The organism is Actinocatenispora thailandica, assembly GCF_016865425.1.
GTDB lineage: Bacteria > Actinomycetota > Actinomycetes > Mycobacteriales > Micromonosporaceae > Actinocatenispora > Actinocatenispora thailandica.
The window spans coordinates 4,704,528-4,720,654 of sequence record NZ_AP023355.1 but is presented as its reverse complement, the minus strand read 5'-3'; the positions used below and the strand labels follow the sequence as shown (position 1 = coordinate 4,720,654).

15 protein-coding genes are annotated in these 16,127 nt (G+C 74.8%); 6 read left to right on the top strand and 9 right to left on the bottom strand.

Annotated elements, in window-relative coordinates:
• Nucleotides 1-213 precede the first annotated feature (213 nt).
• Nucleotides 214-813 carry a mycothiol-dependent nitroreductase Rv2466c family protein gene (locus Athai_RS20995; protein ID WP_203965991.1) on the top strand — a complete coding sequence of 200 codons (600 nt, stop codon included), beginning with the start codon at nt 214-216 and terminating at the stop codon, nt 811-813.
• 279 nt (nt 814-1,092) lie between these two features.
• Here the strand turns inward: Athai_RS20995 and Athai_RS20990 are convergent, their stop codons facing one another.
• Nucleotides 1,093-2,016: an RNA polymerase sigma-70 factor gene (locus Athai_RS20990; RefSeq protein WP_203963086.1), complete on the bottom strand. Its 924-nt coding sequence runs from the start codon at nt 2,014-2,016 to the stop codon at nt 1,093-1,095.
• A 168-nt stretch (nt 2,017-2,184) separates the two neighbouring features.
• Here Athai_RS20990 and Athai_RS20985 point away from each other — a divergent pair, with 168 nt between their 5' ends.
• Nucleotides 2,185-2,928, top strand: a complete 744-nt coding sequence (locus tag Athai_RS20985) for an SDR family oxidoreductase (RefSeq protein ID WP_203963085.1) — start codon at nt 2,185-2,187, stop codon at nt 2,926-2,928.
• Nucleotides 2,929-3,023: 95 nt separating this feature from the next.
• On the opposite strand, the gene Athai_RS20980 is transcribed toward Athai_RS20985, so the two are convergent.
• Nucleotides 3,024-3,797, bottom strand: coding sequence for an HAD family acid phosphatase (locus Athai_RS20980; RefSeq protein WP_203963084.1), 774 nt, complete (start codon nt 3,795-3,797; stop codon nt 3,024-3,026).
• A 294-nt stretch (nt 3,798-4,091) separates the two neighbouring features.
• Here Athai_RS20980 and Athai_RS20975 point away from each other — a divergent pair, with 294 nt between their 5' ends.
• Nucleotides 4,092-5,309, top strand: a complete 1,218-nt coding sequence (locus tag Athai_RS20975) for a DUF1015 family protein (protein WP_203963083.1) — start codon at nt 4,092-4,094, stop codon at nt 5,307-5,309.
• 122 nt (nt 5,310-5,431) lie between these two features.
• Here Athai_RS20975 and Athai_RS20970 read toward each other — a convergent pair whose 3' ends face one another.
• On the bottom strand, nt 5,432-6,403 hold the full coding sequence (locus Athai_RS20970) for an ArsR/SmtB family transcription factor (protein ID WP_203963082.1): 972 nt from the start codon (nt 6,401-6,403) through the stop codon (nt 5,432-5,434).
• A gap of 170 nt (nt 6,404-6,573) precedes the next feature.
• On the opposite strand from Athai_RS20970, the gene Athai_RS20965 reads away from it, so the two are divergent.
• Complete coding sequence (locus Athai_RS20965; protein WP_203963081.1) at nt 6,574-7,827, top strand: MFS transporter; 1,254 nt, start codon at nt 6,574-6,576, stop codon at nt 7,825-7,827.
• A gap of 114 nt (nt 7,828-7,941) precedes the next feature.
• Here Athai_RS20965 and Athai_RS20960 read toward each other — a convergent pair whose 3' ends face one another.
• The 3 genes from Athai_RS20960 to Athai_RS20950 are packed head-to-tail and all read right to left on the bottom strand — an operon-like array spanning nt 7,942 to nt 11,431.
• On the bottom strand, nt 7,942-10,221 hold the full coding sequence (locus tag Athai_RS20960; RefSeq protein WP_203963080.1) for an FtsX-like permease family protein: 2,280 nt from the start codon (nt 10,219-10,221) through the stop codon (nt 7,942-7,944).
• A complete protein-coding gene (locus tag Athai_RS20955; RefSeq protein WP_203963079.1) occupies nt 10,218-10,910 on the bottom strand; it encodes an ABC transporter ATP-binding protein in 693 nt (230 codons plus the stop codon). Before Athai_RS20955 ends, Athai_RS20960 begins: the two co-directional genes overlap by 4 nt.
• The gene (locus Athai_RS20950; RefSeq protein ID WP_203963078.1) at nt 10,907-11,431 is read right to left on the bottom strand and encodes a PadR family transcriptional regulator; all 525 of its coding nucleotides are present in this window, start codon (nt 11,429-11,431) and stop codon (nt 10,907-10,909) included. Before Athai_RS20950 ends, Athai_RS20955 begins: the two co-directional genes overlap by 4 nt.
• Before the next feature lie 107 nt (nt 11,432-11,538).
• Between Athai_RS20950 and Athai_RS20945 the strand changes: the two genes are divergently transcribed.
• On the top strand, nt 11,539-12,006 hold the full coding sequence (locus tag Athai_RS20945; protein WP_203963077.1) for a ribose-5-phosphate isomerase: 468 nt from the start codon (nt 11,539-11,541) through the stop codon (nt 12,004-12,006).
• A 21-nt stretch (nt 12,007-12,027) separates the two neighbouring features.
• Here Athai_RS20945 and Athai_RS20940 read toward each other — a convergent pair whose 3' ends face one another.
• The 3 genes from Athai_RS20940 to Athai_RS20930 all read right to left on the bottom strand — a co-directional run bounded on the left by Athai_RS20940 (nt 12,028) and on the right by Athai_RS20930 (nt 15,232).
• Nucleotides 12,028-12,828, bottom strand: a complete 801-nt coding sequence (locus Athai_RS20940) for an SAM-dependent methyltransferase (protein ID WP_203963076.1) — start codon at nt 12,826-12,828, stop codon at nt 12,028-12,030.
• A gap of 49 nt (nt 12,829-12,877) precedes the next feature.
• Nucleotides 12,878-13,918 (bottom strand): hypothetical protein, encoded by a 1,041-nt coding sequence (locus tag Athai_RS20935; RefSeq protein ID WP_203966764.1) that lies wholly within the window; start codon nt 13,916-13,918, stop codon nt 12,878-12,880.
• 171 nt (nt 13,919-14,089) lie between these two features.
• A complete protein-coding gene (locus tag Athai_RS20930) occupies nt 14,090-15,232 on the bottom strand; it encodes a phosphotransferase (RefSeq protein WP_203963075.1) in 1,143 nt (380 codons plus the stop codon).
• A 129-nt stretch (nt 15,233-15,361) separates the two neighbouring features.
• Between Athai_RS20930 and Athai_RS20925 the strand changes: the two genes are divergently transcribed.
• Nucleotides 15,362-16,009 (top strand): NUDIX hydrolase N-terminal domain-containing protein, encoded by a 648-nt coding sequence (locus tag Athai_RS20925; RefSeq protein WP_203963074.1) that lies wholly within the window; start codon nt 15,362-15,364, stop codon nt 16,007-16,009.
• The last annotated feature ends 118 nt before the right edge of the window (nt 16,010-16,127 follow it).

The following is a 16,127-nucleotide window of genomic DNA, read 5'->3' as shown; positions in this document are numbered from 1 at the left end:
GAGTGTTCCACGAGGCATGTACCACCGTGCAGGGTCCCGTCGGACACGGCTTGGTTGCGGTAGCTGCTGGCGGGCAATGTTGCGGGAGCAATATTGTCAACGGCAACAGAATCGTCCGACGACAACCGAGCGGCCCGGCGCGACGCGGCCGGGCCGCAGCGTGGAGATGAGGACAGAGTGCCTGAAACCCCGCACGATGCCAGCACCGTCGACATGTGGTTCGACCCGGCCTGCCCGTGGGCCTGGCTGGCGTCCCGATGGCTGCTGCAGGTCGAACAGGTCCGCCCGGTCCGGATCCGGTTCCGTGTGATGAGTCTCGCGGTGCTGAACGAGGACAAGGACATTCCGGACGGATACCGCACCATGCTCGCCAACACGTGGGGCGCGGTGCGGGTCTGCATCGCCGCCGAGCAGGCCCACGGCACCGAGGTGCTGCGCGACCTGTACACCGCGCTCGGTACCCGGATCCACGTGAAGAAGCAGGAGAAGGACCGTCAGCTGCTGCTCGACGCGCTGGACGACGCCGGCCTGCCGGCCGACCTCGCCGACGCGGCCGAGACCGACGAGTACGACACGCGGCTGCGGGAGAGCCACCACGAGGGGATGGACCCGGTCGGCTACGACGTCGGCACCCCGGTGATCCACGTGCCCGGCGCCGACGGCGAGCAGATCGCGTTCTTCGGCCCGGTGATCAGCCCGGCGCCCAAGGGCGAGGCCGCCGGCCGGCTCTGGGACGGCGTGCTCGCCGTCGCCGGTACCGACGGGTTCTTCGAGATCAAGCGGACCCGCACCCGCGAGCCGATCTTCGACTGAGGGCCGTCCGGCCCGAACCACGGCGACCGCTCGCCCCGTGCCGTGCCCGGCCTGTGCCGTGCCTGGCCTGTGCCGTGCCCGGCCCGTGCCGTGCCGTGCCGTGCCCGTGCCGTGCCGTGCCGTGCCGTGCCGTGCCCGGACCGTGCCGTGCCGTGCCGTGCCGTGCCGTGCCCGGACCATGCCGGGCCCGGTCGGCCGGGCCGCGGCGCGGAGGTCACCGGCCGTGCGCGTTACCCCGGCCGGTCGCCGGCCGTGCGTTGCCCGGCTCGGCGCGGCCGGTCACCGGCCGGCCCGGCGCTCCTGCCGTACCTCGCGGTCGAGTGCCCACGCGTCGGCCACCGGCCCCAGGTGCCCGAGCTTGTCCGGATTGATGAGGAACCGGACCGCGTGTACCCGGCCCTCCCGGACGTCGAGCGTCATGGTGCAGAGCACCCGGCCCGCGCGGTCCGAGAAGATCGCGCCGGCCTCGCCGTTGAGCTCGCGCGGTGCCGCCGTGACGCCGATCCGGAACATCGCCGGGAACACCGATGCCAGCAGCTTCGCGGTACCGTCCGCGCCGACCGCCGGGTGGGACAGTTGCGGCGCGCGGCCGCCGCCGTCGGTGACCATCGTGGCGTCGGCAGCCAGCAGCGCACGCAGACCGTCGACGTCGCCGTTGCGCAACGCGTCGACGAACCCGGTCGCGAGCCGCGCCCGCATCCCCGGCTCGGCGGTGAACCGGGGGCGCCCGGCGTCCACGTGGCGGCGGGCCCGCACCGCGAGCTGGCGGCAGGCCGCCTCGGACCGCTCGACCGCGGCGGCGATCTGTGCGAAGTCGAACGCGAACACCTCGCGCAGCACGAACACCGCCCGCTCCAGCGGGCTGAGCCGTTCCAGCAGCACCAGCGTCGCCGTCGAGACCGAGTCGGCGAGTTCCGCGGCGCGCTCCGGATCCTGGTACGGGTCGGCCAGCAGCGGCTCGGGGAACCACGGCCCGAGGTACCGCTCCCGGCGCACCCGGGCCGAGCGCAGCACGTCGATCGAGATCCGGGTGACGGTGGCCGACAGGTACGCCTTGGTGGAGTCGGCCCGCGTCGTCGAGGCCGCGAAGCGCAACCAGGTCTCCTGCACCGCGTCCTCGGCCTCGGCCACGCTGCCGAGGATCCGGTAGGCGATGGAGAACAGCAGCGGTCGCAGATCCTCGAACTCGCCGACCTCGGCCACCCGGCAACCCCCGTCTTCCCGCGAACCGCCGTCCGCCGTCCGCCGCGAAGGCTACCGCCGCGCACCCGGAGTGGCCGCAGGCCGAGTGGCCGGCCGGATCGCTGTGAGCCGGGCCACGTGCCGGGCGCGGATGTCACAGCGGCACGGTGCCATCTCGTCTCGGGTGGCATGACGAACCCAGAACACACTTCGGTACTGATCACCGGCGCGAACAAGGGACTCGGCCTGGAGACGGCGCGCCGCCTCGGCGGGCTGGGCTGGACGGTCTTCCTCGGCTCGCGCGACGTCGGGCGCGGGGAGGCGGCGATCGAGCGGCTCGCCGAGGACGGCGTGCGGGCCGTGCTCGTCCCGCTCGACGTCACCTCGGACGAGTCGGTGGCGGGCGCGGCACGGCTGGTCGGCGAGCGCACCGACCGGCTGGACGTGCTGGTCAACAACGCCGGCACGCCGGGCCACGGGGTGCACCCGGCGGAGGTCACCATCGACGAGCTGCACGCCGTCTACGACACGAACGTGTACGGCACGGTGCGCGTCACGAACGCGTTCCTGCCGCTGCTGCGCGCCGCGGACCACCCGCGGGTGGTGAACATCAGCAGCGGCGCCGGCTCGTTCGCGGTGATCACCGACCCGGAGCAGCCGGCGGCGGCGTTCCACGAGATGGCGTACAGCTCGTCCAAGGTGGCGGTGAACATGATCACCGTCCAGTACGCCAAGGCGCTGCCGGAGATCAAGTTCAACGTCGCCACGCCGGGAGAGATCGCCAACAAGAAGTTCGCGGCGACCGACATGAACGGGCACACCGGTGCGCTCACGGTCACCGAGGGCACCGACTCGTACGTCCGGCTCGCGACGCTCGACGCGGACGGCCCGACCGGGATCTTCGTCGACCGCCTCGGTCCGGCCCCGTGGTGATCGGCTGCCGCCCCGCCAGGTGGTGACCGGCGCCGGGTGACCGCGGCCGACCGCGGTCACCCGGCATGCCCCGGATCGCCGGCGACCGGACGGTGCTACGGCAGGTAGTACATCGGGTTGGGCATCTTGAAGGTGCGCTGCGCGTGGCCGCCCTTCAGATCCGAGTACTGGTCGCCGGCGGCGGCCACGATCGTGTAGCCGAGCGATTCGAGGTGCGCCCGGGTCAGCGACTTGTACTCGATCGTCGAGCAGTTCGGTGCGCAGGTCAGGTACTTCGGGTACGGCGCGGTCTTGACCTTGGTGAACAGCCCGGCCGGCGTCGGGAAGCCCTGCTCGGACAGGTTGTCCAGGGTCGCCTGCTGCTGGTCGTGCGGGCGGCCGGTGATGTAGTAGATCGCGTACCCGTGGGTGCTGGCCCAGGTGACCAGCTTCGGCATGCCGAACACCGCCGGGAAGCACTTCGCCTCGACGCACTCGGCGTTGGTGACCGGGTCGTACCCGAAGTCGTGCGACGCCTCGTAGTGGTAGTTCGACAGCACGGTGTCGTCCACGTCGAGCACCAGCGCCTTCTTGCCGTGCTCGTGCGAACGGGCCATCAACCAGTGCTTGAGCTGCGACTCGACCCGCTTGGCGTCCCGGGCGTACGCGGAGTCGGTCGACGGCTGGTGGTCCCCGTCGTCGCCGTAGTACGCCTTGATCTGGTTCTTGACCAGGCCGAGGTTCTCGATCGAGGAGTCGTGCTTCGGCGTGGCCTGACCCGCGCCGTGCTGGTCGGCCCCGGCCATGCTGGCCCCGCCGACGCCGACGACCAGCGCGGCACCCAGCGCGACCGCCGCGGTCAGTACCCGCTTCCTGGCGGACTTGAGCATCCATCGTCCCTTCCGGCCGGTACCCGGCCTTGGTGTGGGTGGTCGAGTGCCGGGTGGTGCGATGGTGGGGATCCGGCAGCCGACGGGCCGGTACGCCGCAGGGCGCGGGCACCGGCCGTAGCGAGGGTTGTGGTTGACCGCGGCGCTGTCAACGCCCCTCGCCGGGCCGATGCGATACCGGAACCCGCGGTACCGGTAGCGTCCAGGGCGACGACACCGAGCCACCGGCGCCGGGACCTCCGGCGTCGAGCACCGGGGGCCGGGACCTCCGGCGCCGAACCACAGGGAGACTTGATGCAGTCGCCGGCGCACCCGATCGGTCGGGCCTGGATATCCGCCGGGGGCACCGGCGCGCAGAACTACGACGAGTTCGCCGACGACCGGGAGATCACCGAGATCGTGCGGGCCAACCCGGCCAGCGCGCTCGCCGTCGAGATGCCGCACCGGACCCCGGAGGCGGTCGCCGCGGGCCAGTCGTTCACCGACTCGCTGCCGGCCGCCGCGGCCCGGTTCGCCGCGCTGCGCGAGCAGGGCCGGTACCGGGCCGCCGAACAGGTCGTCGGGCTGTACCGGATCACCGAACCGGACGCCGCCGGGGGTGCCGTCAGCTACGGGGTGTTCTGCCTGGTCGACACCGATCAGATCTCCACCAGTGCGGACGAGCCCGGCTTGGTGATCCGCAACGAGGACGTGTTCGTCGCCAAGGTGAAGGAGCGGGTCGCGCTGGCCGACGCGATCGGTCACCTGCTCAGCCCGATCCTGCTGCTGCAGACCGGTTCCGGCGCAGAACTGCAGGCGCTGCTGGTCGAACTGACCGGCCGGCTCGGCGCCCCGGACGTCACCGACACCGACCCGCAGGGCCGCAGCCACCAGGTGTGGGCGCTTCGCCCCGGCGCCGACCAGGACCGGGTGCTGGCCGCCGCCGGGGGCGGTGAGCTGATCGTCGCGGACGGCAACCACCGCAGCCTGGCCGCGCAGGTCGGCGGGCTGCCCCGGTTCCTCGCGGTGGTCACCACCCCGGAGTCGGTGCACATCCAGCCGTACCACCGGCTGGTGCGCGACGTGCCGGACGTGGCGGGGCTGCCGGACCGGCTGCGCGCCGCCGGTGCCGAGGTCGCGCCGCTGCCCGGGCCGGCCGAGGTACCGCCGCCCGGCACCGTGCACCTGCACACCGCCGCCGGCTCGTACGCGGTGCGGCTGCCGGTGCCGGCCGGCGCCGGCGTGGTGGACCGGCTGGACTACAGCGCCGTCGAGTCGGTGCTGGTCCGCGAGGTGCTCGACCTCGACCCGGCCGACAAGCGGATCAGCTACGTCGGCGGCGACTACCCGGCGAGCTGGCTGCGCGGCGAGGTGGACGCCGGCCGCGCCGACCTCGCCGTGCTGATCGCGCCGGTCAGCGTGGCCGACTTCGTGGCGGTCAACCTGGACCGGGCCAGGATGCCGCGCAAGTCCACCTGGTTCACGCCGAAGGCCCGCGCCGGCCTGCTCGCCGCCGAGCTGCCCTCCGCCTGACCGGCTGTTGGGGGCCTTTCGCTCGAGCGAACGGGGTCAGGCGGTGCCCGCCAACGGCCTCGGAGGCTGACCCGGCGGGTCGGGCGGCGCCCCGCAACGGCCTCGGAGGCTGACCCGGCGGCTCAGCCGGTGCCGGCCAGCAGCGACTCGGCGACCGCGGTACGGGCGTAGAGCACCGACCGGCCGACCCGGTGGGTACTGACGATGCCGGCGTCGCGCAGCGCGGTGAGGTGCTGCGAGACGCCGGCCGCCGAGATCCCGGTCCGGTGGGCCAGGTCGCTGGTGGAGGCCGGTGTCTCCAGTTCGGTCAGCAGCCGGGCCCGGGACCGGCCGAGCACCGTGGCGATCGCCGCGTGGTGCGGGACGGGCCGGTGCTCCCACAGCGTCGCCGCACCGCGTGCCGGGTAGGCCAGTTGCGGCGGCTGCGGCGGGCGCGACCAGGTCAGTACCCGGTCGAGGAACGCCGAGGGCACCAGTACCAGCCCGGGACCCATCTGGTCCCGGTTCAGTGCGCACTGCCGGCGTACCAGCTGCAGCGTGTTGTTGTCCCAGCGCAGGGTCGTGTGCAGGGAGTTGAACAGCGCGCCGGTGCCGCGCTCGGCGACCTGCCGAGCCCGGTGGAACACGTCCGCGTCGAGCAGCGCCCGGATCTTCGCCCAGTACGGCCCGAGGGCGAGGTCCCAGTAGGTGGCGATCTCGTCGGCGAGCTGGGCCAGCCGGGTCGGCGGGTCCGCCCGCAGGGTGCGGACCCGCGGGTCGGTGCTGGCGAGCAGGTCGAGGTCGGCGTGCACCTCGCCGTCCGGGGTGGCCCGGATCGCGGCGAGTTCGGCGGCCAGGGTGGGCGCCGGGTCGTCGGGCAGCGGGGTGAGGAAGTCGGGCAGGTACCCGTCGGCCGGGATCAGCGCGGCGAGCCACCCGGAGCGCAGGCCGGCGGCGGCCACCCGCGGCCGTACCTGCTCCAGCCAGGGCTGGTGCAGCGGGTGCGGTGCCGGTGAGGCGAGCAGCCGGTAGCTCGCGACGACCTCCCACATCGGGGAGACCGCGAACCGGGTGCGCGCCAGGTCGTCGGCCGAGAACGCCAGTTCGGATCGCATCGTCGCCTCCACGGTGCGCGCGGGATGGGCTGTCGGCGGCGCCGGACCCGGACCGGCGCTGCCGGCGCGAGCCGCCCGACCGGTGCGCCCCCGCATCGGCCCCCGGGGAGCCGCGACCAACGGTCCGCACCCCCCGAGAATCGCCGATGGATTCGGTCTGAGCTTAATCGATGGTGCCGGCGCAGGTGTCGCTGGACGATCCGGTCGTGCTCACCACGTTCAGCGGCCTGCCCCGCACCGCCTGGGTCCTGTTCGCCGGGACCGTCGTCAACCGGCTCGGCTACGTCGTCACCCCGTTCCTGGTCTTCTTCCTCGGCGCCCGCGGCATCGACACCGCGCAGATCCCGTACGTGCTCACCGCGCTCGGCGTCGGGAACCTGGTCGGGCCCGCACTCGGCGGGCTGCTCGCGGACCGGCTCGGCCGGCGCGGCACCATCCTCGGCGGCCTGGTCGGTACCGCCGCCGCGCAGGGCTGCCTGTTCGCCGCGCCGAACGTGGCGCTGCTCGCGCTCGCCGCCGCGCTGCTCAGCCTGGCCGGATCGATGGTCGGCCCGGCGGCGGGCGCCCTGCTCGCCGACTCGGTGCCGGTCGCGCGGCGCCGCGCGGCCTTCGCGCTGTCGCACTGGGCGGTCAACATCGGCACCGCCGTCGCCGGCCTGCTCGGCGGCTACCTCGCCGCGCACGGGTACTGGCTGCTGTTCGCGGTGGATGCGGCCAGCTCGCTGGCGTTCGCCGGGATCGCGGTCGCGTTGCTGCCGGCCGGCCGGTTCGTCGCCCCGACCGGCACCACCTCCGGTCGCGGCTACGGGGTGGTGCTGCGCGATCCGCTGCTGCGCACGCTGCTGCCGCTGTTCGGCGTCGGGCTGCTGATCTACTCGCTGACCGAGGTGTGCCTGCCGCTCGCGATCCGCGACGACGGCCTGTCCACCGGCACCTACGGCGCGATGGCGGCGCTCAACGCGGTACTCGTGGTGTTGCTGCAGCCGGTCGCCGCCCGGGTGTTCGCCCGGTTCCACCAGGTCCGGGTGTACGTGGCGGCCTCGGTACTGGTCGCCGTCGGGGTCGGCGGTACCGGCCTGGTGCACCACCCGTGGTCGTACGCGGTGACCGTGGTGGTCTGGTCGCTCGGCGAGGCGATGGCGAGCGGGATCGCCGACTCGATCGTGGCCGGGCTGGCGCCGGCCGATGCGCGCGGCCGGTACCAGGGCAGCTTCGGTTGGGTGTGGGGCCTGGGCCGGTTCGGTGCGCTGTCCGCGGCGACCGCCGTGTACGCGGTGGCCGGCCCGGCGGTGGTCTGGTGGTTCGCCCTCTGCGGCGGGCTGGTCACCGCGGTCGGGGTGCTCGCGCTCGGCCCGGCGATCGCCCGCCGCACGGCCGAACTCGACCGCGCCGCCGCGGCCGTCCCGGCCCCGGTCCCGGCCTGATCCGGCCGACCGGCAGCGCCGGGTGGTGCCGGGCCGCCGCCTGACCCGCGGCGGCCCGGCACACCCGCTCCCGTCGCGGTCCCGGCACCCGTGGTCCGATGCCGCGGCGGGTGGCTACTCGGTACGCATCGCCTCCGGGCGCATCATCCGCCACAGTGCCGGCACGCTGAGCAGGGTGACCAGGGTGACCACCGCGGCGGCGGCGCCGGTCAGGCCCAGGATGCCGGTCGCGTCGAACCAGATCGAGGCGTGCGACAGGTGCAGCAGTACGGCGCCGAGCACCAGGCCGGTCGCCACCGCGAGCAGCAGGCCGAGGAACATCGGGATGGCGGTCTGCCACAGCACCGAGATCGTCAGCGTGCTGCGCCGGGCACCGAACGCGCTGAGCACCGCCAGCGGCCCGCGCCGGGACCGCAGCTGCTCCAGCACCGTGGTCAGCAGGCTCGCACCGATAACCAGCAGAACCGCGGTGGCGCCGAGCAGCAGCCCGCGCTGCACCGTGCCGAACCGGGTGTCGACCGTGGTGGCGTTCAACGAGAACACCGACGCGGTCGGGTCGACCCGGATCGTCGTGGTCACCACGTGGTCGTACGCGTACCGCACGGCCGGGTCGGTGGCCACGAAGCCGGCGGTCGGCAGTCGCCCGCCGAACACCGGCAGCCGGCGTGCCGCGGCGGGAGTGAGCAGCACCCCGGCACGGGTGGAGCCGGTCGGATCGGTCCGCGCCCGGACGGTACGCAGCTCCGCCGGCAGGTGCAGCCGGGCGCCGTGCCCGGAGTCGGCGAGCTGGACCGGCTCGCCGGGGCGCGGTGCCCGGATTTCGGTGTCTCGGACCCCGAACGCGTCGCCGTCGGTGCAGTCGTCGAGCGCGGCGAACACCCGCAACGTGGTGCAGTCGGCGACCACCGCCTGCCAGTACAGCTGCGGGTCGTCGGTCGAGGCGAGGGCAACGGAGCCGTACGCCCGGACCTGGCGCACGCCGTCGGTGTGCCGCAGCTTCGTGGCCAGCCCGGCCCGCTCGGCCCCGGTCATCGGTACGGTGCCTTCGATCACCACCTGCATCCGGCTCGGATCCTGCCCGGTGGAGTGCACGTAGCCGTGGCTGACCCCGGCGAACAGGGTCTGCAGCGCGATCGCGCCGGCCACCGCGACCGTGATGCCGGTGACGGCGCGCGCCGCGGTACCGCCGTCGAGCTGCAGCCGCCGCACGGCGAGCTGGCGGGACACCCCGCCGGCACGCAACCGCCGCACCACGAACTCGACCAACCACGGCAGCAGCACCGCGGCGCCGGCCAGCAGTACCAGCACGCCCGCCCCGACGAACTGCAACTGCAGGCCGCTGGTACGGGCCGGGCCGAGGCCGGCGACCGCCAGCAACGCGAGCCCCAGCACCGCGAGGACCAGCCGCCACCAGACCCGCCGGCGCCGGCCGGCGGCGTGCCGCACGACGCCGAGCGGTTCGGCCACCACCCGGCGCAGGGTGATCAGCGTGATCGCGACCGCCGCCACCGGCAGTGCCACCGCGACCAGCGCGGCCAGTACCGGCTGGGGGCGGATGTCGGAGCCGAAGATGCTGACCCCGTCGAAGGTGACGAACTCGACCAGCTGCCGGCCGGCGGCGAACAGCACCGCGCCGACGACCAGGCCGGCCAGCGCGCCGAGCAGCGCCTCGGCCGACGCGATCCGCCGGGTCATCGCGCGGTCCGCGCCGACCAGGCGCAGCGCCGCCTGTTGCCGGTCCCGGGCCGCGGACCCGAACCGCACCGCGGTCGCGATGAAGACCGTGACCGGCACCAGCAGCACCGTGATGCCGACGACGGTGAGCAGCATCAGGGTCGGATCCAGCGGCTGGGACCGATGCTCGGAACCGAACCGGGCGATCCGCTCGCCCCGGCCGGTCAGCCGGTCGCTGCCCAGGTAGAACGCGTACTCCCGGGGGCCGGACAGGCCCGCGTCGCCGATCGTGCCGACCACCCGGGATCGGTACCGGCTGCGCAGTTCGGCGCCGTCCGGGCCGGCGAGCAACCGGCGCAGCGCCGGCGACACCACCATCTCGCCCGGCCCCGGCAGCCGGGACAGCCCCGGCGGTACCGACGGGTCGGCGCCGTCCGGTTGGACCAGCATGCCGTAGACCGGGTGGCCCCGGTAGACGTCCGAGGCCTGGTGGACCAGTAGGGTGCGCGCGGTCGCCGGGCCGTCGGAGTAGACGACGTCCCGGGCGTCGCTGCGCTGCCGGTGCCCGGCCAGGATGGTCGGCGCCGCGGTCGCGAGCAGCAGCAGGGCGACGCCGAGCCCGACACCGACCGCGGTCAACGTCAGCCGCAGCCAGGCCGTCGGGCCGCCGCCGAGGACCAGCCGGCTGCCCAGCGCCAGGTCGCGTACCAGCCGCCTCATCCGACGAGCTCCACGTCCCGGGTGCGGCCGTCGCGCACGATGACCTCGCGGTCGGCGTACGCGGCGACCCGCGGCTCGTGCGTGACCAGCACGACGGATGCGCCGCTCTGCCGGGCGGCGTCGGTCAGCAGCCGCATCACCTGCTCGCCGTGGTACGAGTCGAGGGCGCCGGTCGGTTCGTCGGCGAACAGCACCCGCGGCTCGGTGACCAGCGCGCGCGCCACCGCGACCCGCTGGCCCTGCCCGCCGGACACCTCGCCGGACCGCTTGCCGGCCATCTCCGCCACGTCGAGCCGCCGCAGCCAGTCGAGCGCGGTTCGTTCCGCCGCCCGGCGGCGGGCGCCGGCCAGCCGCAACGGCAGCGCCACGTTCTCCACGCAGGTCAGCTCCGGCACCAGCTGGCCGAACTGGAACACGAACCCGAACTCGGTGCGCCGCAACGCGCTGCGGGCCCGGTCGGAGGCGGCGGCGACGTCGACCTCGCCGTACCGGACCTCGCCGCTGTCCGGGCGCAGGATGCCGGCGAGGCAGTGCAGCAGCGTCGACTTGCCGGACCCGGAGGGACCCATCACGGCGACGATCTCGGCGGGGCGGATCGCGATGCTCGCGCCGGCGAGCGCCGGTGTCGCCCCGAACGTACGGTGCAGGTCGTGCCCGCGCAGCAGCGGCGGCACGGTGGGTGCGGTCATCGGACGACCTCCTGGGCGAGTGCGTCGAGTCGGGCGGCGGTCAGTTCCAGCCAGCGCAGGTCCGCCTCCAGGTGGAACAGCGCGTGGTCGCAGATCAGCTGGTCGGCGAGGTCGCCGCCGGACTTGCGCCGGGTGAGCGTGCGCATCAGCGCGAGGTGCGCGGTGCGCTGGGCGTCCAGGATGTCGACGGCGGAGCGGCCGCTCAGCAGCGCCAGGACGACCTTGGTGTAGAGCGTGCTCTGCAGGTACGGCTCGGGCTGTTCCGGCCGGGCGAGCCAGGCGGCGAGGTCGGTGACGCCCGCGTCGGTGATGGCGTACCGCTTGCGGTCCGGCCCGGCGCCCGGCTCGACCGCCGTGAGTTCCACCAGCCCGTTCTTCAGCAGCCGGGACAGCGTCGCGTACACCTGCCCGTAGTGCAGCGGGTGGTCCTGGCCGAAGTGCTCGTCGTAGGCGCGTTTCAGGTCGTACCCGTGCCGCGGGCCGGGCTCCAGCAGGCCCAGCAACGTCAGTCCGATCGACATGGTCGCGACTATACACATAGTTTATACGCGTGGTGTATAGCAGCCCGGCTGGGCTGTGTCGGGCACCGCCCGACGCGGCCGGTGCCGGTGCCTGACAGACTGGCGACATGCGCGTCTACCTCGGTTCCGACCACGCGGGCTTCGAGCTGAAGGCACACCTGCTGACGGCGCTCGCCGCCACCGGCCACGACGTCGTCGACGTCGGCGCCACCAGCTACGACGAGAACGACGACTACCCGGCCTTCTGCCTCGCCACCGGCGCCCGGGTCGTCGCCGACCCCGGCAGCCTCGGCGTGGTCATCGGCGGCTCCGGCAACGGCGAGCAGATCGCCGCGAACAAGGTGCCCGGGGTGCGGGCGGCGCTCGCCTGGAACACCGAGACCGCCCGGCTGGCCCGGGAGCACAACGACGCCAACGTCGTCGGCATCGGCGCCCGGATGCACCCCGCCGAGCAGGCGCTCGAGCTGGTCCGTACCTTCCTCGACACGCCGTTCTCGCAGGGCGAACGGCACCGCCGGCGGATCGCGCAGATCGCCGACTACGAGCAGACCCACGCGGTACCGCAGCTGCCCTGAAGCCGCCGCCCGGCGGCACGCTCAGGGCCGGCGCGCGACCACGGCGTAGATGTCGTGCACGCCCGCCGGCGGCTCCGCCGCATCGGGACGCCAGTCCTGCGCCCAGGTGATCCCCGGCGGCAGCAGCTCCAGTCCGGTCAGCAGCGCGGCCAGCTCGGCCCGGCTCCGGGGCACCACCGGCGTACTGGTGTTGCGCCGGTAGTCCTCGCCGGCGCGGTCCGCGTTGCGCTGCTGGTCGGCCTGCCAAGCGTCCGCCGTGTAATGCGACAGCGCCAGGCAACTGCCCGTCCCGGCCCGGTCGACGTACCCGGCGACGATGCCGGCGGGATCGTCGCCGTCGGGCACGAAGTGCAGCACCGCGGCGAGCAGTACCGCGATCGGCCGGTCCGGGTCGAGCAGCCGGCGGGCCGCCTCGCTGCGCCAGACCGCGTCCGGGTCGCGGACGTCGGCGTCGACCATCTCGGTCTGCGCGTCCTCGGCGAGCAGTTGCTGCGCGTACGCCACCGCGACCGGCTCGTTGTCCACGTACACCACCCGGGCCGCCGGGTTCACCCGCCGCGCGATCTCGTGCACGTTGCCGACGGTCGGGATCCCGGACCCCAGGTCGAGGAACTGGTCGATGCCCTGCTCGGCGAGGAACCGCACGGCCCGGCGCAGGAAACCGCGGTTGATCCGGGCGGTCTGCCGCGCCGTCGGCAGCATCTGGTCGCCGGCCCGCCGGTCCACCTCGAAGTTGTGCGCGCCGCCGAGCAGGTAGTCGTAGATGCGGGCCGGGTTCGCCCGGCTGATGTCGATCGCCGGCCGGGCCGGATCCTCCGCCATGCCAGTCCTTTCCGGAACGCCGTACTCGCTGTGCCCAGGAACGCCGTGCTCAGGCCGGGTCGCGCGGCACCCAGTGCCGGCGCACGATGGTCAGGTCGCGCTCGGCCGCGGTCAGGTCGGCCTCGGTCGGCCGGGCGGCGTCCCGGGCCCGCAGCGCCGCCCCGGTGTTCAGCTGGGAGTTGCCGGCACCGACCAGGCCGCGCAGCCCGCGCTCGCCGTCCGCCGCTTCGTCGCCGGCACGTGGCCGAGGCCGCGGCTCCTCGGCCCGCCGATCCGGCTCCGGGTGGTGCCGGGGCGGTCGCGGTACCGGCGTCTCCGCCGGCCGCCGCCGCTGCCGGCGCGCACTCGCGTCGGGTTTCGGCCGCGGCCGGGTGCCGCGGTCCGGCTCGGGCCGGGAGCGGGCGCCCTGGTTCGGCTCGGGCCGGGAGCGGGTGCCTTGGTCCGGCTCGGGCCGGGAGCGGGCGCCCTGGTTCGGCTCGGGCCGGGGCCGGGTGCCTTGGTCCGGCTCGGGCCGGGAGCGGGCGCCCTGGTTCGGCTCGGGCCGGGGCCGGGTGCCTTGGTCCGGCTCGGGCCGGGAGCGGGTGCCCTGGTTCGGCTCGGGCCGGGGCCGGGTGCCTTGGTCCGGCTCGGGCCGGGAGCGGGTGCCCTGGTTCGGCTCGGGCCGGGGCCGGGTGCCTTGGTCCGGCTCGGGCCGGGAGCGGGTGCCCTGGTTCGGCTCGGGCCGGGTGCCGCGGCCTGCCTCGGTTCGTGGTCGGGTGCCGCGGTCCGGGCCGGGTCGCGGCCGGGTGGCGGTGCGGTCCGCGCCGGGCCGGGATGGCGCCGGATCGGTGGCGCGGGATGGCGCCGGATCGGTGGCGGGTGGCGCCCCGACCGGCGGGGGACCGTCGGCCGGGGCGGTTCGGCCATCGGTCGTCGCCTCCCCGCCGGAGCCCGTCCGGTCCGCGGGGGCCGGCTCGCCGGCGGGCGTCATCCTGTCGCCGGAGGCCGGCTCGCCGGCGCGGGCATCGGGCGGCGTCCGGTCGGGTTCGGGCTGCTGCCGGGGCGAACCGTCCCGCCGCACCCGGCGCCGCCGCCGGTGATACTCCGCCATCCCGCGACGGTACCGTGCGTTGTCCGGAACGATGCCACCCCGCGCCCGAGCGTCCGGCACCCTTGCACGGCGGCCGCGTCCGCGGGGTCGGCGGCCCGGCCGGGCAGCCGTCGGCCGCGGTGCCGGCGCCTCCGGCCGGCAGCCGTCGGAGCGGTGCCGCACCCGAGGTGGTCAGAGCCGGGTGCGCAGCAGATCGATCGCCGACAGCGCCTGGGCGCGCTGGAACTCGCGGATGCGCGGCAGCCGGGTCGGCGCGGGCAGCAGCGACTGGGACACGAAGTACCCGGTGATCGCGACCAGCCCGGCGGTCAGCGCGGCGGGCTCCACCCCGGCGGTGAGCGGGTGGGTGGCGAGGATCCGCGCCCCGTCCCCGCCGCCCTGCATCATCAGGCTGGGCAGGAACGCCACCAGGTCGAACCAGGCGACCCCGCGCACCGCGCCCGGCCAGTCCACGAACAGCACCCGCTCGTCGGTCAGCAGCAGGTTGTCGGCCCGCAGGTCGCCGTGCAGCAACGTGTCCCCGCCGGCGACCTCGGGCCAGCGCGCCTCCCACGACGCCAGGGTGGCCAACTCGGCGGCCACCCACGGGTACCCAGCGGCGAGCCGCTCGGTGGGTGCGGCGGCGAGCGGCTCGGTGGGTGCGGCGGCGAGCGGCTCGGTGGGTGCGGCGGCGAGCGGCTCGGTGGGTGCTGCGGCGAGCGGCTCGGTGGGTGCGGCGGCGAGCGGCTCGGTGGGTGCTGCGGCGAGCGGCTCGGTGGGTGCGGCGGCGAGCGGCTCGGTTGCTGGTGCGGCCAACTGCTCGGTCGGGCCGGCGGCGAGGGTACGGAATCCGTCGAGCGGGAACGCGTTCTCGTCGTCGAGGTCGGGCACCGGTACCTTCGGCGCCGGGGTCAGGTCGGCCGCGAGCGCGGTGAGGGCGGCGAGCACCCGGTCCCGGTCGGTCCGGCGCCAGGGCAGTGCCGGTGGTGCACCGGTGGCCTCGTCGAACGCCAGTACCACCCAGTCGCCGTCGTCGAACCACCAGCGCAGCCGCGGCGCCGGGGCGTGCTCGGGCAGCCCGGCGACGACGCGCGCCTCGTGCCGGAACGCGGTACCGATGTGCGCGTCGTGCGCGGCGCTGCCGGCCTTGACGAACACCCGGCCGCCGCCGGCGAGCCGGAGCCGGCCGGCGAAGGCGGGGGAGAACCCGCCGTGCTGCACGTGCGCGGCGACGACCCGGTCGCCGAGCCGGCGCTGCACCTCGTCGCGGATCCGTTCGGGCAGCTGGTCCCAGCGCAGCCGGGTGCCCCCGGATCCGGTCAGCAACGCGTCCATCCGCCGAGGATGGCCGGTACCGGCCCGGACCGCACCGCATTTCCGGCGGCGCCGGGGTCGCCACGGGGTGGCGGGCACCCGGCGGTCGGCCATCCGCCGCCGTCCGGTTCGCGTGGCAGGATGCGGAGCATGGCTCAGGATGTCGCGGGCAGGTTGCACGAGATGGCGATCGAGCTCGGCGCGATGGCGCAGAACGGGCTCCACTACTCGACCGACAAGTACGAGCTGGACCGGTACCGGCGGATCCAGGAGCTGACCGCCGAGCTGTACGGGATGATCGCCCGCGCCGATCCGGAGCAGTTCCACCAGGCGATCGTCGCCGAGACCGGGCACGCCACGCCGAAGCTGGACTGCCGAGGCGCCGTCTTCGACGAGGCGGGCCGGGTGTTGCTGGTCCGGGAGCGGGTCGACGGCCGGTGGACCCTGCCCGGCGGGTGGATCGACGCGTTGGACACCCCGCGGCGTGCCACCGAGCGCGAGTTCGCCGAGGAGGCCGGCCTGCGGGTACGGGCCGCGCACCTGGCCGCGATCTTCGACGGCACTCTCCACAATGGACATTTAGCGCACGGGATGTGGCACATCTACAAGATGTTCTTCGTCTGTGACCGGCTCGACGATGCCGAACCGCGGGCCGGGCTGGACGGCGAGACCACCGGGGTCGGCTTCTTCGCGCTCGACGACCTGCCGGAACTGTCCGACCGCCGGACGAACGCCGACGAGCTGGCGCTGCTCGCCCGGCACCACGCCGATCGCACCCTGCAACCCGAGGTCGACTGAGCGCTCTGCGGCATATGCGGCGATCGTCCCGCTGGCCGGCCGGTACCCGGGCGGCACACCGCGCGCCGGACCGGGCCGCGTAGTCTGGGGGTTTGTTCCGGCCGGCGCCGCCAGCAGC

Excerpts from the sequence above, each read along its gene's own strand:
- Athai_RS20935 (WP_203966764.1), bottom strand. The coding sequence starts at position 13,918 with ATGGCGGAGTATCACCGGCGGCGGCGCCGGGTGCGGCGGGACGGTTCG.
- Athai_RS20950 (WP_203963078.1), bottom strand. The coding sequence starts at position 11,431 with ATGTCGATCGGACTGACGTTGCTGGGCCTGCTGGAGCCCGGCCCGCGG.
- Athai_RS20975 (WP_203963083.1), top strand. The coding sequence starts at position 4,092 with ATGCAGTCGCCGGCGCACCCGATCGGTCGGGCCTGGATATCCGCCGGG.
- Athai_RS20995 (WP_203965991.1), top strand. The coding sequence starts at position 214 with ATGTGGTTCGACCCGGCCTGCCCGTGGGCCTGGCTGGCGTCCCGATGG.
- Athai_RS20970 (WP_203963082.1), bottom strand. The coding sequence starts at position 6,403 with ATGCGATCCGAACTGGCGTTCTCGGCCGACGACCTGGCGCGCACCCGG.
- Athai_RS20940 (WP_203963076.1), bottom strand. The coding sequence starts at position 12,828 with ATGGCGGAGGATCCGGCCCGGCCGGCGATCGACATCAGCCGGGCGAAC.
- Athai_RS20945 (WP_203963077.1), top strand. The coding sequence starts at position 11,539 with ATGCGCGTCTACCTCGGTTCCGACCACGCGGGCTTCGAGCTGAAGGCA.
- Athai_RS20965 (WP_203963081.1), top strand. The coding sequence starts at position 6,574 with ATGGTGCCGGCGCAGGTGTCGCTGGACGATCCGGTCGTGCTCACCACG.
- Athai_RS20960 (WP_203963080.1), bottom strand. The coding sequence starts at position 10,221 with ATGAGGCGGCTGGTACGCGACCTGGCGCTGGGCAGCCGGCTGGTCCTC.
- Athai_RS20980 (WP_203963084.1), bottom strand. The coding sequence starts at position 3,797 with ATGCTCAAGTCCGCCAGGAAGCGGGTACTGACCGCGGCGGTCGCGCTG.
- Athai_RS20925 (WP_203963074.1), top strand. The coding sequence starts at position 15,362 with ATGGCTCAGGATGTCGCGGGCAGGTTGCACGAGATGGCGATCGAGCTC.
- Athai_RS20955 (WP_203963079.1), bottom strand. The coding sequence starts at position 10,910 with ATGACCGCACCCACCGTGCCGCCGCTGCTGCGCGGGCACGACCTGCAC.
- Athai_RS20930 (WP_203963075.1), bottom strand. The coding sequence starts at position 15,232 with ATGGACGCGTTGCTGACCGGATCCGGGGGCACCCGGCTGCGCTGGGAC.
- Athai_RS20985 (WP_203963085.1), top strand. The coding sequence starts at position 2,185 with ATGACGAACCCAGAACACACTTCGGTACTGATCACCGGCGCGAACAAG.